A 14,956-nucleotide genomic window follows, 5' to 3' on the forward strand; every position below is an offset into this window, starting at 1 on the left:
ACATACTCCTTCTCCGAATTTCACACCATTAGAATGGTTTAACAGATTTACTATACACGTCCATTTCCATACTGTATAATACATCTTTAATTATCAATCCATTCCTTTTGGTCTATAGAAAGGAGAATCAAAATGGAACTTCTTCAACTAAAATACTTTCAAACAGTTGCACGATTAGAGCATATGACAAAAGCCGCTGAAGAATTGCATATCGCACAGCCTTCACTCAGCAAAACAATTGCTAGATTAGAAAAGGACTTGGGCGTTCCGTTATTTGACCGCCAAGGGCGACAAATTACATTAAACTCTTTCGGGAAAGTATTTTTAAAACGAGTAGAGCGCATTTTTCATGAATTAAGTGAAGGCGAACGAGAAATTAAAGATTTAGCTGACTTACAACAAAGCTCTATTACGTTGGCTGTTTCTATTCCAAGAATATTACCCGAACTAATTGGTTCTTTTTTACTAGAACATCCTAACGTTCGATTCCAACAATTTCTCGCATCTACTCCTTCTATGAAACGACAACTAGATAATATAGAAATTGACTTTTGCATTTCTTCTGTGCCAATTGAAGGCGAAGAGATTATTTGGGAACCACTTATTACAGAAGAAATTTTCTTAGTCGTCCCTTCAGGGCACCGTTTATCAGAACGTGAAAGTGTATATTTGCATGAAGTAAAAGACGAACCGTTCATTAGTATGAACACCGGTTACGGATTTCGGCACTTAACAGATGAATTTTGTAAAGAAGCTGGCTTCACTCCACATATTGCTTTTGAAGTAGATGAACCAACCGTGATTAGCGACCTGATTAAGCAAGGCCTCGGCATCGCCTTTGTCCCAAGTTTAACTTTATTAAAAAACTCTACTTTAGCATTAAATAAGTTACGTATTATTGAACCAAATTGTGAGCGAACGATTGGGTTAAGCTGGTCAAAAAAACGTTACTTATCGAAAACTGCTCAGAAATTCCGTGAATTCGTAATTGATTACTTCTCCAATATTAGGACTTAAAATGATATTAAACAATAAAAGATGCCATCCCCATAGGGTGGCACCTTTTATTTTTCACTCTTCTCTAATTCTATTTCAGCTAAAAGCGGCAAAACATTATCAAAAATATGCGTATTGTTATTTTCGCCTGTTACATATCCACCGTAGTATCTACTAAATACGTTGTCATTTCGGAATGTGGCCATATGATCATATAATTCCTTTGCGAAATTTGTATCACCTGTTTGTAGTACGTACAAAATCGTTAATCCGTAAGCGGCTGGCGATTCATAATTCACAGTTTGTTTTCCCGTTTCTAAATTGTAACGACCGTATAGCTTTCCATCCTCCTGAAATTTCTTCTTTATAAATTCCAAATAAGCATCTGATGAAAGACCACCTAAACTACGATGATATGCAACGTATGATTGGTCAATCAGATTCACTTCTTTGTCGTACGTAAATGTACCATCTGCTTTATACTCTTTCGGGAATGCCCATCCATGCCTTGGATAATCCGCTAAAAATTGAACGACTTCCTCATATTGCTGAGCAGAAACTTTTCCATACTTTTTCATATAGGAGAATGCATGCGGATTTACATATGACGTTGTTGCAAAATCATTTTGTTTCCTTGCATCTGCATCATAATAATCAACATAATAATTATCTTTCTTATTATAACGAATTACAGCATCACTCAATTGATCTGCCAAGTTTTTATAGCGCTCTTCCTTGTACATTTCATAAGCGCGATATAACTGTTCTATAATACGAAGATCATCAATAAGTGCATTTGTAGCTGACTGCATTTCTCCCTTTTCAGAGATTTTCCATAAAACAATTTGGTTCTTATGTACAAAGTTATTTTGAATAACCTTAACTTGTTCATCGAATAACGCTTGATCGTCTTTATCGAGTGTATATTGCAGCCATAGTCCTGCTGATTCCGATAAAGCTTCACGGCCTTTCGCTTCACCAGTACCTGCTTTTGTATCCTCTAAACGATATGTAGCAAGCGTCCCATTTTCATTCACCATATGTCTTAAAATAAAATGTTCCGTACGGTTTCCTTGCAAAGCTGACCAAAATACAATTCCACCTAAAGCGATTAAGAGAACAACCCCAACCCCTATATATAAACGTTTCCGCAATCCTTTCACCTCCCTATTAAGGCTAACCTTAATTTTACCAGAACATACACAAATTTAAAAAAGACAATCTATTAGATTGTCTCCCGTTCCTTTATCATCCCTCACAAGCCTCTTTAGAAGGTCTATATAGCGATTCTACGAGTCGATCATACTCACTACGCGTAATCTCTTTATTATACAGCTTCAATAATAAATCTCTATGCTCTTTTGAAAATGCCATCTTTTTAATGACTTCAGGATACATAAAACATCCTCTCCATTTCACATAAACTTCTTCACTCCAAAAACAGAACTTATGTTCGCATAAAAGATTATAAAATATTCCTCACTAAAAAACAAACAAAATATTAACTTCTTTCTATTTAGAATATTCAAACATTATATTACCATATCCACTTTTTAAATACATATATATTTTTGGTAGTTTTTTTGAATAAATCTTCCAATTCAATCAGAAAATAATGGCAAAAAAGAAGAGGAGTTTACATATGGATACGGTAACATTAGCAAGAGCATTTTTCGGTTCTTCACTAGCATTCCACATTATCTTCGCAACACTTGGTGTCGGACTTTCATTAATGATTTTTATAAGTGAAATACTCTATCACTGGAAGAAAGATTCCGACTACGCCATTATGGCGAAAAGATGGACAAAGGCTTTTGCCATCCTTCTCGGTGTAGCAATTCCAACTGGAACAATCGTTGGTGTGCAAATCTCACTGCTTTGGCCGGGTTTTGCCAAAATTGTTGGGCAGGTTATTTCTGTTCCCTTTCAAATTGAGATTTTCGCCTTCTTTTTAGAGGCTTTGTTCATGTCCATTTATGTATATGCAGCTGACAAACTACCTCCATTCATGAGATTAATCTCGCTATTCTTCGTCATGATTGGTGCCACGGCATCCGCCGTGCTTATTACATCGGCAAATACATGGATGAATACACCCGCGGGCTTTTCAATGGGACCAGATGGATCAGTTTTTAACGTTGATCCGTGGAAAGCTTTCTTTAATCCGAGTTTTGGCACGAGCGCATTCCACGTTGTGATTACAGCCTACGCAACTGGAGCTGCCGTCATTGCCTCTATCGCCGGATTTAAATTATTAAAGAAGAATGTAAGTGAACGTGAAGTGGCATATCATAAAAAAGGACTACTGTTAGGACTCGTCGTGACATTTATTACAGGCGCTACAATGTGGCTTTCGGGACACGAATCGGCAATTGCTTTACATAAGCATTCCCCTGAAAAACTGGCATCTGCTGAAGCTCTATTTGAAACGACATCACATGCACCGTTATCAATTGGCGGCGTTGTAGATCCTAACACACTTGAACTAAACTATGCACTAGAAATCCCGAACATGCTTAGCCTACTAGTAGGACTAGACCCTAACACTGTCGTAAAAGGACTAAAGGAATTTCCACAAGAAACATGGCCACCATTTTACACGCATACACTGTTCAATTTAATGGTTGGCACTGCTGCCTTTACCTTTGCAGTTGCAGCAATTGCCCTCTTATATTGGTACTTTGTTTACCGAAAAAAAGGAACAGAGCTACCGAAATGGCTTCTTTGGGGAGCTGCCGCATGTGGACCAGTTATGATGCTCGGCATTGAATTTGGTTGGATTTTCAGCTGTAGCGGTCGTCAGCCATGGACCATTTACGGTATGCAACGTACAGTCGATGCTTCTACACGCGCCGATTTTGTCGGTCCTTTATTTATTCTATTCATCATTTTATATATTGGACTCGGTATTTTAACAGTTTTTGTACTACGGACATTCTTTAAGAAACATCCGCTTACAAATGATTTACATCACGAAGGAGGCGATTCTCGTGCATGAGGAAAGTATTGCAATCATCATCTTATGGGCTCTTATTTTCGTATACAGTATATTAGGGTCCATCGATTTTGGAGCAGGTTTTTGGGGCATGGTATACGCAAAACATCCAACGCTAGCTGCCAAGCTTGCCAACCGATACTTATCACCGACTTGGGAAGTAACAAATACATTTCTCGTCTTTGTCGTTGTCGCTTTTCTTGGCTTCTTTCCGAAAGCCGCTTTTACCCTAGCAACGGTAATGTTCGTACCCGTTATGTTAATTCTAGTACTCGTGGCAATTCGCAGTACATTTATGGTATTTGCTTATTCCCTGCCGAAGTACCAACACCTTCTTCGTATTATTTCAGGTATTACAGGACTCTTAATTCCAGCCCTATTAATTACCGTTTTACCTGTTACAGAAGGTGCCTATATTACAATGTCTGAAGGAAAAGAAGTACTCCTATATGGAAAACTTCTTTCTAGTCCTGTTATTTATTGTTATATGCTCTTCGGACTAACTTCGGAACTATTTCTTTCCTCTCTCTTTCTTGCTGATTTTGCGAGAGAACAAGGTTCAGAAGATGCATATAGAATTTATAGAAGAAATGCGATTATCCTTGGTCCTGCAACGCTCGTTACGGCGATTATTGCCCTCGTTGTAATGGATCCGGAAACACACTGGCTTATGCAAGGGCTAATAAAGCAATTCACATGGTTTACAGTTTCTATCGTTTTATTCATTATCGGATACTCTTCTCTTTGGTGGACAAACAAGAAGTATGACACACTAGGATACCCTCGCATCGCTGTTTTAGCAGTCGTCGCTCAATATGCATTTGCAAGTTATGCTTACGGCGTTGCGCATTTACCGTATATTATTTATCCTGATGTAACTGTATTTACAAGCTTTACAACGGTCGAAACATTCTATGCATTGCTTATTCTATATGCAATTGGGATTGCAATTTTATTACCAGGATTTATTTTCTTCTGGAATTTATTCTTGAAGGATCGAACTTTTTTGAAGGAAAAATAATATTGTAGGGCCTGTTCCAAAAGGTATTTTGGGGTGGGCTCCTTTTGTCATGTTTTGTCGATAAGTCGATATAATTTAAAAATCGCTGATATATTTTGAGTTGCGCCGATATATTTCAATAATCGCTGATATATTTTGAGTTGCGCCGATATATCTCCATAATCGCCCATATAAATTTCATTTACTATCTTACTGCCCCATTAATTTCTAGACTCCTCTCACAATAGTTATTTCACTAAGAGAGATACTTGTCCCATAACTTGAAAAACACATATTTATTGCACTCCGTTATACGTCTAGTTCTTCTTATTTTTTGCTGAATATACTACCAATACAAACCTTAAGACAAGCTACATTACTTTAAGGAAAAGTAGAAAGGTAGGTAAAATATGAGCATTGAAATATGGATTACTATTATTGTATTCTTCTTAACAATGATTGTTATCTTTTGGCGACCTCGTGGTTTAAATGAGGCGTGGCCGGCAGCAATTGGCGCTGGCATTATCCTGATTACTGGACTTGTATCAAAACCAGACGTCATGGACATTATTAGTAAAATTGGCGGTGCCTCCATAACAATATTAGCGACCATCGTTATGGCGGTTATATTAGAAAGCTTCGGCTTCTTCCACTGGTCCGCAGCGAAACTTGCAAACCTAGCAAAAGGCTCCGGGCGCCGCTTATACTGGTATATTCAATTATTATGTTTCCTTATGACTCTTTTATTTAATAACGACGGTAGTATTTTAATTACAACGCCAATTTTAATTCTTCTCCTAAAAAATCTTCAATTAAAACCGCATCAACAAATCCCTTATTTATTAAGCGGTGCTTTAATCGCTACTGCATCTAGTGCACCAATTGGTGTAAGTAATATCGTAAACTTAATCGCATTAAATATCGTGAATATGACTCTTTATATGCATACCGCTATGATGTTTGTACCTGCAACATTAGGACTATTGTTTATGTCATGGCTTATGTATACGGTTTTGAAGAAAAAACTTCCGAAAAAATTGCCTGTTTCTTCATATGATATTGAAGAAATATTCTTCACGAAAAACTTTCATCCGTTAAAAGGAAAAAATTCAGTTGATACGAAACAAAAACGGACAAGGTTCATGCTAAAAGTATTAGGCTTCGTCTTCCTTATGCGCTGTCTTCTATTCGTTGCATCCTTCTTATCCATCCCAATCGAGATTGTTGCCGTACTCGGTTCACTCGTTCTTCTTATTTGGAGATGGTACTACTTACGAACGAACCCTGTCGACATTTTGAAAAAGACACCTTGGCACATTTTGATTTTTGCTTTCTCTATGTATGTCATTATTTACGGGCTCCACAACGCAGGATTAACAGCAGCGCTTGTCCAATGGCTTGAACCAGTTGTAAGTCAACATCTGCTTTATGCTAGCTTTGCAATGGGTGGACTCGTTTCTCTCCTCTCCAATGTCTTCAATAATCACCCTGCACTTATGATTGGGACCATTACGTTAACAGAAATGGGATTAGATCCAGTCACATTAAAAACTATCTATCTCGCAAATATCATTGGTAGTGACATCGGTTCACTATTATTACCAATCGGTACGCTAGCTTCTCTCATTTGGATGTATATCCTGAAACAAAACAAAATTAAAGTAAAATGGAAAGACTATTTAAGTGTATCCCTTATCGTTATTCCACTCACAACAGTCGTTACATTATTCCTCTTATTCTACTGGGTACATCTCTTCTTCGCCTTATAAAGTGAAACTTTAATCAGCCCTAACTAATCGGGCTTTTACGGGCAGTTGCCCCCCACCTAACTTCTTTGCTTCCGCTGAATTTTGAGGCGGGGGTCTTACTGCCCACAAATAGCGGAATAAACAACAGAAGCCCGCTTTGCTACCGTCTTAGCAAAGCGGGCTTCTTCTATATTTAAGTTAGGTACTACAGTGTGATCAATCAAGTAAAGAGGTGTAACGTGTTATTGGTATAAATGACTACCTGTTTCTTTAAATTCTTTCGCTTTCTCTTTCATTCCTTTTTCAATTGCTTCTGTCGTTTCTAAATCATTTTCTTTTGCATATTCCCGAATATCATGTGAAATTCTCATACTACAAAACTTCGGTCCACACATGGAACAGAAATGAGCCGTTTTCGCACCTTCTGCTGGCAACGTTTCATCGTGATACTCCATCGCGCGTTCAGGATCTAAAGATAAATTAAATTGATCGCGCCAACGGAATTCAAAACGAGCTTTTGAAAGTGCATCATCACGCTGATGAGCCGTTTTGTGCCCTTTCGCCAGATCAGCTGCATGCGCAGCGATTTTGTACGTAATAACACCTTCGCGTACATCATCTTTATTCGGTAAACCTAAATGTTCTTTCGGCGTTACATAACAAAGCATCGCTGTTCCAAACCAGCCAATCATCGCAGCTCCAATTGCGGATGTAATATGGTCATAACCTGGTGCAATATCTGTCGTTAACGGTCCAAGTGTATAGAATGGTGCGCCCTGGCAAATATCAAGCTCTTTCTCCATATTTTCTTTAATTAAATGCATCGGTACATGCCCAGGCCCTTCAATCATAACTTGCACATCATGTTTCCAAGCAATCTTCGTTAATTCACCAAGTGTTTCAAGCTCAGAGAACTGCGCTTCGTCATTTGCATCTGCAATCGAACCTGGACGTAATCCATCTCCAAGAGAGAACGAAACATCATACTGCTTCATAATTTCACAAATCTCTTCAAAATGAGTGTATAGGAAGTTTTCTTTATGATGGTATAAACACCACTGCGCCATAATTGAACCACCGCGCGAAACGATACCTGTCGTACGCTTTGCAGTAATCGGAATGTAACGAAGTAATACGCCAGCGTGAATCGTAAAGTAATCTACGCCTTGCTCCGCTTGCTCAATTAACGTATCACGATACACTTCCCACGTTAAATCTTCTGCAATTCCGTTTACTTTTTCAAGCGCTTGATAGATCGGTACAGTTCCAACTGGTACAGGCGCATTACGAATAATCCACTCACGCGTCGTATGAATGTTTTTACCTGTAGATAAATCCATAATCGTATCTGCACCCCAGCGAGTAGCCCACGTCATCTTCTCTACTTCTTCTGCAATAGAAGAAGATACAGCAGAGTTTCCGATATTTGCATTCACCTTCACGTGGAAATTACGTCCAATAATCATCGGCTCTGCTTCGGGATGGTTAATATTCGCTGGTAAAATAGCGCGACCTTCCGCAATTTCCTTACGAACAAACTCAGGTTCTACCCCTTCACGAATCGCAACATATTCCATCTCAGACGTAATGATGCCATTACGTGCATAATGCATTTGCGTAACATTTGCACCTTGCTTCGCTCTAAGTGGTTTACGATCCATTTGCGGGAAAACAGGTGTATGTTTCGAAGCCACCTTCACACCGTCATCCTCTGGTTTCACTTCGCGCCCTTCGTATGCTTCTACATCATTACGCTCCAGTATCCAAGAGTGGCGTGGCGTTGGAATCCCCTTTTCCAGCTCCACTTTATACGCGGGATCCGTATAAGGACCGCTCGTATCATATACGCGAATTGGCGGATTCGGAACGCCGTTTGTATCACTTTGTTCAATCTCACGCATCGGCACCTTCATACCTTCTCGTGGTCCATCCACATACACTTTCTTACTTCCTGGTAAACTCGATTTCAATTCAATTTGCTCAGCTGAAACAGACTGTTTCATAACCTTTGTTGCCCCCCTGTACGTGACAAGGACGAGATATGGCCAGCGTATGCCAAAATAAAAAGAGCCAGGTCCATAAAAAAATAAGGACCTGGCTCATAAAGACATCATTATGTAAAGCCGTTAACTTCCCTACGCTGGTACGAGCCAGATCAGGTCCAAAGGGTTAAGAAGTTCACGCGCTTCTCTCTCAGCCTACGCATACGTTAGGCACCCCTAGTTTATCACTGATTTAATTTTCAATACTTTCTCATCATACACGATAATCTGAAAAATGCAAAGTTTATTTCTTTTGTTGTTTATGGAATCATCCACGTTAAATAATATGCCTGTACATACGTCATAATACCAACAATAATTACGAAGAATAAACTATGCTTCACTGTAAACCGGAATAAATCTGATTCTTTTCCAGCAAGTCCAACTGCTGCACAAGCAATGGCAATCGATTGCGGAGAAATCATTTTTCCGGTTACACCGCCCGTTGTATTCGCTGCAACGAGAAGTACTTCAGATACACCGACTTGCTGCGCTGTAATTGCTTGTAAATTTGAAAATAATGCATTCGCTGAAGTATCAGACCCTGTTAAGAATACACCAATCCATCCTAAGAATGGTGAGAAGAACGGGAATAGTCCGCCAGTTCCTGCTAGTGCTAACGCTAGTGTAGAAGATAGCCCAGAATAGTTTGCGATAAATGCAAATCCTAATACGAATCCAATAGATAGAATTGGCATTTTAAGTTCACTTAAAGTTTCTTTAAATGTTACCACTGCATCTTTTACACTCATTTTCAAAATAAACATGGAAATGAGACAAGCAATTAAAATTGCTGTTCCCGTTGCTGATAATACATCAAACTTCAAAATTGCCTCGTAAGGCGTCGCTTTATTTACAATAGGCTCTGCTTTCATTACTAAATTGTGCAAGCCTGGAATTTCAAACTTAAATACAAGGCTTTCTAACGCGCCTCCTGGAGCAAATAATGCTTTAAAGAAACTTTGACTCCAAATGACTACCATAACCGTTAATACGATAAATGGAGACCATGCCTTTACTACTTTTCCTAACGTTAATTTCGGCATCGATGCCGCTGTTGTTGCAGCTACTTCTCTATTTGCTTGCCCTGATTGATAAATTTCTTTTGGTTGCCATACTTTTAAGAACAGCGCTAAACTAACTAAACTTACAAGTGCCGACGTAATATCCGGAAGTTCTGGTCCTAAGAATGTCGCTGTTATGAACTGCGTAATTGCAAATGAGCTACCTGCTACAAGTAAAGCAGGCCACGTTTGTCTTACTCCTTTCAACCCGTCCATTAAAAATACGATAAAGAATGGAACAAATAATGATAAGAACGGTAATTGATGTCCAGCCATTTGTCCAATTTTATGTGGATCAATACCTGTTACTTGTCCAGCAACTGTAATCGGAATACCCATCGCTCCGAACGCTACTGGTGCTGTGTTTGCAATTAAACAAAGACCTGCCGCATATAAAGGATTTAGCCCAAGGCCTGCAAGAAGCGCTGCCGTAATCGCTACTGGTGCACCGAATCCCGCTGCCCCTTCTAAAAATGCTCCGAATGAAAAACCGATTAAAATAACGAGTAAACGATGGTCATTCGTAATGGATAATACAGATGCACGAATCACATCGAATTGACCTGTTTTCACAGATATTTTATATAAAAATACCGACATAATGATAATCCAAGCAATTGGCCATAGTCCGTATAAAAAACCATATCCAGTCGCTGCCATTGCCATCGTGAACGGCATCTTATAAGCGAATAATGCCACTAAAATTGTAAGTACAACTGTAATAAATCCTGCCACATACCCCTTCATGCGGAAAACTGCTAAAGCTAAGAAAAAAAAGATAATCGGAATAAGTGCGACCGCCGCCGAAATCCAAATGTTTCCGAACGGATCATAAACTTGTGTCCATGTGTTCATTGTTCTCTCCCCCTAAAGAATCCCCTTTTAAGTAGAATAACCTCATCAATAGACTATCAGGTCATCATACCTTTAAGTCTAAAAATAAAAAAACGTTTAAGAAAACGTTTTCAATAACTTTCATTTATACTGTACCATAACAATTTCCATTTAAAAAGATTTTTTTGAAAATTTTATTATTTAACAAAAAAATCTTACAAAACCGTCATGTTCTTGTAATGTTCATCGATAGAAAGCTTGCCAAAACTATTGCATAATAATAGTATAACAACGGACATTATTTATGAGGTGATATATATGAATGGAAACAAAATATTAGCAGCTTTATCATACTTTAGTGTATTATTTGCCCCTATCTTATTCCCTATTATTGTGTGGATTGTAGGCGATGCTGAAACGAAACCACATGCAAAACGTGCTCTATGGACACACATTATCCCAAGTATCGCTACATTCATTGGCGTAACTATTTTAGGAATTATGGGTCTTGGATCTGATCAACCGGATGTAACACTGGGCATCGGTACAATGATTGTCTTATGTATTTGCGGAATCATTAGCTTATACTACTTCATTTGGAACATCGTGAAAGGTATTAAAGTACTGAAAGCTTAATTTTAAACAAACGTTTGATTAATAAGAAAAAACCGTCCCAAAATACTTTTTGGGACGGTTTTTTTATCTTCTGCGTTTCTTCTTTTTTCTCATCATTTTCTTACGGCGCGTATTCACTTTATCCGCTATAATGTGAAGCGTGCTTGCCACAACAATTCCCATTACGAACGTTACAATTTCAACCTCATGTTCCTTCGCCATTTCTATTAAATTCCCGTCAAGCGCGATTACATTTAATAGGAATAAAAACGGAGAAAACACAATTAACATGTATGCAATACGAATCACATCACCAAGTATAATTGTGTGTGTAAAGAAGGAGCGATGCGGCATCACCTTCTTATACGGATACCAAAATATACGCAGGAATCCCCATTTATTATACGCATTACTATACGTATCTAAATCCGGTGTTAAAAATGTAGTACCTACTAAAAAGCCAATTGCAAAAGTTAATAAAAAATCAAAATTTGTTAGTCCATACGAAAAGAGCATAAACAAAACAACCGGAAGGGATATTAAGTTTATTTTCGTATGCGTTCTTCCTGACGGCATAATGCACTTCCTCGCTTACGTTCGCCCTGTCACCATGTGACAGTTCTCACCTATTGATCTAATTTTTGATCGATAAAGGATGTGTCTATATCCGAACCAAACCATTCTGTCAACTTCACTCGTGCCTTATCTTTCACATCATCATTAACGTATAACGACGCTTGTAATAGCGCAGCCATTAACGCCCCTAAATCATCCGTATAACCAATTCCAGCAACGAAATCTGGAATCGCATCAATCGGTGCAATAAAATAAGCAAGTGCTCCAATTACAATAATTTTCACTCGCTTTGGAACATCTGGTTTCTGCAAAACGTAAAACAATAATAAACTTGCATAAATGACCGACTGCCCTGCTTGCTTTGCGACATGTTTTACTTTCTTCCAAAATGCTTCAACTGAAAATTTTTGTTTCATGTAAAAGCCTCCCTATTTTTTTAAAAGAAATAAGCTACAATATGTTTTCAGTAAAAGTTCATCAAAATTACACATAATCTATCAATGAACTTTCATTGTAACAAACAAACCAAAAAAGAACAAGTGTTCGTTAATTTTTACATACTTCCCTTCATATAATAGGTTTCTAGATAACCACTTACCCATTGTCATTTCTTATTTCTCAACAAAGAAAATTTTCACTTTCACTTAACATTCTGCTCTACCTTTGTTATATTTTCTAGTTGACGGACATATAAACGAATGTTAAAGTTTTCTCTGGTAGTGACAAATCTCATACAAAAAATGTAAAATGTTATAGTGTTTCTCAGAAATGAATTTTGTTGTATAATACAGAAATGACGTTATGCTTATGAGTAACACAAGAAACTAAAAGGGTATGCATAGTTATAGTCGTATATGGGTGAATATAGAACCTCTAATTATGGCCAAGAAAACTATGTATTTTTTATTTTAGCATTTTTCGCTCCAAAATCGACCAAGCCTGATAGAGAAAGGGTGGAAATGAATGAAAGAAACCTTGAAATCACAATTTCAAAATGTGCGTTTCACTGCATTCGTAGCTTTAGCCTTATGGTTGAAGACATATCTTATTACACGCACAAGCTTTGATTTAAAACTTGAATCTTTCATGCAAGAATTCATTTTATTCCTTAGCCCATTAGCAGCATCATTACTGCTTGTTGGTCTTGCATTATTTGCAAAAGGGAAAAAACGTAACTATATAGCACTTGGAATTAATTTTGTCTTAACAATCGTTCTTGTTGGTAACGTAATGTTCTACGGATTCTACAATGACTTCGTTACTTTACCAGTACTAGGACAAACATCTAACTTCGGAAGTTTAGGTTCTAGTGTAAAAGAATTGTTTAACTACAAAATTATCCTCGCATTTGCTGATATTATCGTATTCTTCATTTTATTGAAGAAGATGAAGAATTTTGCACCGACAGAACGTGTAGCACGCCCAATGCGTTCCCTATACTTCGTGTCAACAATTGCTATTTTCTTCGCAAACTTAGGATTGGCAGAAGCTGAGCGTCCAGAACTATTAACACGTTCATTCGACCGCGTTATGCTTGTTAAAAACTTAGGTTTATATGTACACCAAGTATATGATCTTGGCTTACAAGCAAAATCAAGTTCACAAAAAGCATTTGCTGACGGTAGTAAGTTACAGGAAACAGAGAACTACGTAAAAACAACGCAAAGCAAACCAGATCCAAATATGTTTGGTACTGCAAAAGGGAAGAACGTAATCGTTGTCTCTCTTGAGTCATTACAAACATTCTTAATCGGTGCAACAGTTAACGGACAAGAAGTTACACCATTCTTAAACCAATTTACGAAAGAAAGTTATTACTTTGATAACTTCTTCCATCAAACTGGGCAAGGAAAAACATCTGATGCTGAATTCTTAGTAGATACTTCAATGTATCCACTAGACCGTGGTGCTGTATTCTTCACACACGGTAACAACGAATACACAGCAACTCCAGAAATTTTACGTCAGCAAGGATACTACACTGCAGTATTCCACGCAAACAACGCAACATTCTGGAACCGTAACATTATGTATCCGGCACTTGGTTATGATCGTTACTACAACGAGCTTGACTATAAGATTACGCCAGAAACGAAATTAAACTGGGGATTAAAAGATATCGAGTACTTTGATCAATCTATCGATATGTTAAAACAAGTGAAGCAACCGTTCTATACTCGCTTCCTTACTTTAACAAACCATTACCCATTCACTTATGATGACAATACAAAATTAATTGATGAATACAATTCTGGTGATGGCGTATTTGACCGTTACATGGTAACAGCTCGCTACTTAGATGAAGCAATGAAACACTTTATTGAACGTCTAAAAGCAGAAGGTATTTACGACAACTCAGTTATCGTATTCTACGGTGACCACTACGGTATTTCTGAAAACCATAACCGTGCAATGGCACAGTTCTTAGGAAAAGAAGAAATTACTGCGTTTGACCATATGAACTTACAAAAAACACCAATGTTTATTCACGTTCCAGGTCAAAAAGAAGGTAAAACAATTTCAAAACCAACTGGTGAAATTGACATTAAACCAACTATTCTAAACTTACTTGGTGTAGATTCTACGAATGACGTTCGATTCGGTCATGACGTATTCTCACCTGACAATAAAGGATTCGTTGTTCTTCGTGATGGTAGCTTCGTTACAGATAAGTACATGTACACGAACAGTACATTCTACGACCGTGCTACTGGCGAAGTTGTACAACTACCAAAAGAAGAATCTCAACCACTTATTGATCGTGCCCAAAATGAATTGAGCATGTCTGACAAAATCATTGAGGGTGATTTACTTCGCTTCTCTGAAAGCAACAAGATCAAAACTGGTGAAGTAAAGACAGCTATTAAAGAAGAAAAGAAGAGCGCTGAGTAATCTCAGCCTCTTTTTTTATATTCCTCCATACAATTACTTATATTCATTAACTTTAACATTACATAACCTTTACCAAATATTCATATAAAATTAATGAAGTATCTCTATAATAAAATATGTAAACGAGGTTCTATATATTTCTTATCTCTCATCTGTAATAAGATCCCTTAAAGAAATATGTGAATCGTTTATTT

12 protein-coding genes and 1 riboswitch are annotated in these 14,956 nt (G+C 37.7%); of the genes, 6 read left to right on the forward strand and 6 right to left on the reverse strand.

Annotated elements, in window-relative coordinates:
- Positions 1-132: 132 nt before the first annotated feature.
- A complete protein-coding gene (locus ACTFR9_RS17360; RefSeq protein ID WP_000421916.1) occupies positions 133-1,017 on the forward strand; it encodes a LysR family transcriptional regulator in 885 nt (294 codons plus the stop codon).
- Between the two features lie 47 nt (positions 1,018-1,064).
- Here ACTFR9_RS17360 and ACTFR9_RS17365 read toward each other — a convergent pair whose 3' ends face one another.
- Both ACTFR9_RS17365 and ACTFR9_RS17370 read right to left on the reverse strand, forming a co-directional pair.
- Entirely contained in the window at positions 1,065-2,150 is a 1,086-nt protein-coding gene (locus tag ACTFR9_RS17365) for a hypothetical protein (protein WP_001231693.1), read from the reverse strand.
- Positions 2,151-2,244: 94 nt separating this feature from the next.
- A complete protein-coding gene (locus ACTFR9_RS17370) occupies positions 2,245-2,394 on the reverse strand; it encodes a hypothetical protein (RefSeq protein ID WP_000283184.1) in 150 nt (49 codons plus the stop codon).
- Positions 2,395-2,638: 244 nt separating this feature from the next.
- On the opposite strand from ACTFR9_RS17370, the gene cydA reads away from it, so the two are divergent.
- From cydA to ACTFR9_RS17385, 3 genes are all read left to right on the forward strand, one after another.
- Positions 2,639-3,994 carry a cytochrome ubiquinol oxidase subunit I gene (cydA, locus tag ACTFR9_RS17375; RefSeq protein WP_061131825.1) on the forward strand — a complete coding sequence of 452 codons (1,356 nt, stop codon included), beginning with the start codon at positions 2,639-2,641 and terminating at the stop codon, positions 3,992-3,994.
- Entirely contained in the window at positions 3,987-5,012 is a 1,026-nt protein-coding gene (locus tag ACTFR9_RS17380) for a cytochrome d ubiquinol oxidase subunit II (protein WP_000544181.1), read from the forward strand. Before cydA ends, ACTFR9_RS17380 begins: the two co-directional genes overlap by 8 nt.
- Before the next feature lie 389 nt (positions 5,013-5,401).
- Complete coding sequence (locus ACTFR9_RS17385) at positions 5,402-6,760, forward strand: arsenic transporter (protein ID WP_000021134.1); 1,359 nt, start codon at positions 5,402-5,404, stop codon at positions 6,758-6,760.
- A gap of 221 nt (positions 6,761-6,981) precedes the next feature.
- Here ACTFR9_RS17385 and thiC read toward each other — a convergent pair whose 3' ends face one another.
- Both thiC and lldP read right to left on the reverse strand, forming a co-directional pair.
- Positions 6,982-8,742 carry a phosphomethylpyrimidine synthase ThiC gene (gene thiC / locus ACTFR9_RS17390; RefSeq protein WP_000814470.1) on the reverse strand — a complete coding sequence of 587 codons (1,761 nt, stop codon included), beginning with the start codon at positions 8,740-8,742 and terminating at the stop codon, positions 6,982-6,984.
- A gap of 112 nt (positions 8,743-8,854) precedes the next feature.
- Positions 8,855-8,970, reverse strand: a riboswitch (TPP riboswitch).
- Positions 8,971-9,041: 71 nt separating this feature from the next.
- A complete protein-coding gene (lldP, locus tag ACTFR9_RS17395) occupies positions 9,042-10,700 on the reverse strand; it encodes an L-lactate permease (protein ID WP_001099319.1) in 1,659 nt (552 codons plus the stop codon).
- A gap of 297 nt (positions 10,701-10,997) precedes the next feature.
- Here lldP and ACTFR9_RS17400 point away from each other — a divergent pair, with 297 nt between their 5' ends.
- A complete protein-coding gene (locus tag ACTFR9_RS17400) occupies positions 10,998-11,315 on the forward strand; it encodes a DUF4870 domain-containing protein (RefSeq protein ID WP_001014100.1) in 318 nt (105 codons plus the stop codon).
- 63 nt (positions 11,316-11,378) lie between these two features.
- On the opposite strand, the gene ACTFR9_RS17405 is transcribed toward ACTFR9_RS17400, so the two are convergent.
- Positions 11,379-11,870, reverse strand: coding sequence for a metal-binding protein (locus ACTFR9_RS17405; protein WP_001139083.1), 492 nt, complete (start codon positions 11,868-11,870; stop codon positions 11,379-11,381).
- Positions 11,871-11,920: 50 nt separating this feature from the next.
- A complete protein-coding gene (locus ACTFR9_RS17410) occupies positions 11,921-12,286 on the reverse strand; it encodes a YkvA family protein (protein WP_000810368.1) in 366 nt (121 codons plus the stop codon).
- 547 nt (positions 12,287-12,833) lie between these two features.
- On the opposite strand from ACTFR9_RS17410, the gene ACTFR9_RS17415 reads away from it, so the two are divergent.
- Positions 12,834-14,762 (forward strand): LTA synthase family protein, encoded by a 1,929-nt coding sequence (locus tag ACTFR9_RS17415; RefSeq protein ID WP_000665331.1) that lies wholly within the window; start codon positions 12,834-12,836, stop codon positions 14,760-14,762.
- Positions 14,763-14,956: the final 194 nt, after the last annotated feature.

Source organism: Bacillus cereus group sp. MYBK222-1 (assembly GCF_051916425.1).
Lineage (GTDB): Bacteria > Bacillota > Bacilli > Bacillales > Bacillaceae_G > Bacillus_A > Bacillus_A paranthracis.

Bases quoted from the DNA above. Each gene is read 5' to 3' on its own strand.
- ACTFR9_RS17360 (WP_000421916.1), top strand. From the start codon at position 133: ATGGAACTTCTTCAACTAAAATACTTTCAAACAGTTGCACGATTAGAG.
- ACTFR9_RS17370 (WP_000283184.1), bottom strand. From the start codon at position 2,394: ATGTATCCTGAAGTCATTAAAAAGATGGCATTTTCAAAAGAGCATAGA.
- cydA (WP_061131825.1), top strand. From the start codon at position 2,639: ATGGATACGGTAACATTAGCAAGAGCATTTTTCGGTTCTTCACTAGCA.
- ACTFR9_RS17385 (WP_000021134.1), top strand. From the start codon at position 5,402: ATGAGCATTGAAATATGGATTACTATTATTGTATTCTTCTTAACAATG.
- thiC (WP_000814470.1), bottom strand. From the start codon at position 8,742: ATGAAACAGTCTGTTTCAGCTGAGCAAATTGAATTGAAATCGAGTTTA.
- lldP (WP_001099319.1), bottom strand. From the start codon at position 10,700: ATGAACACATGGACACAAGTTTATGATCCGTTCGGAAACATTTGGATT.
- ACTFR9_RS17400 (WP_001014100.1), top strand. From the start codon at position 10,998: ATGAATGGAAACAAAATATTAGCAGCTTTATCATACTTTAGTGTATTA.
- ACTFR9_RS17405 (WP_001139083.1), bottom strand. From the start codon at position 11,870: ATGCCGTCAGGAAGAACGCATACGAAAATAAACTTAATATCCCTTCCG.
- ACTFR9_RS17410 (WP_000810368.1), bottom strand. From the start codon at position 12,286: ATGAAACAAAAATTTTCAGTTGAAGCATTTTGGAAGAAAGTAAAACAT.
- ACTFR9_RS17415 (WP_000665331.1), top strand. From the start codon at position 12,834: ATGAAAGAAACCTTGAAATCACAATTTCAAAATGTGCGTTTCACTGCA.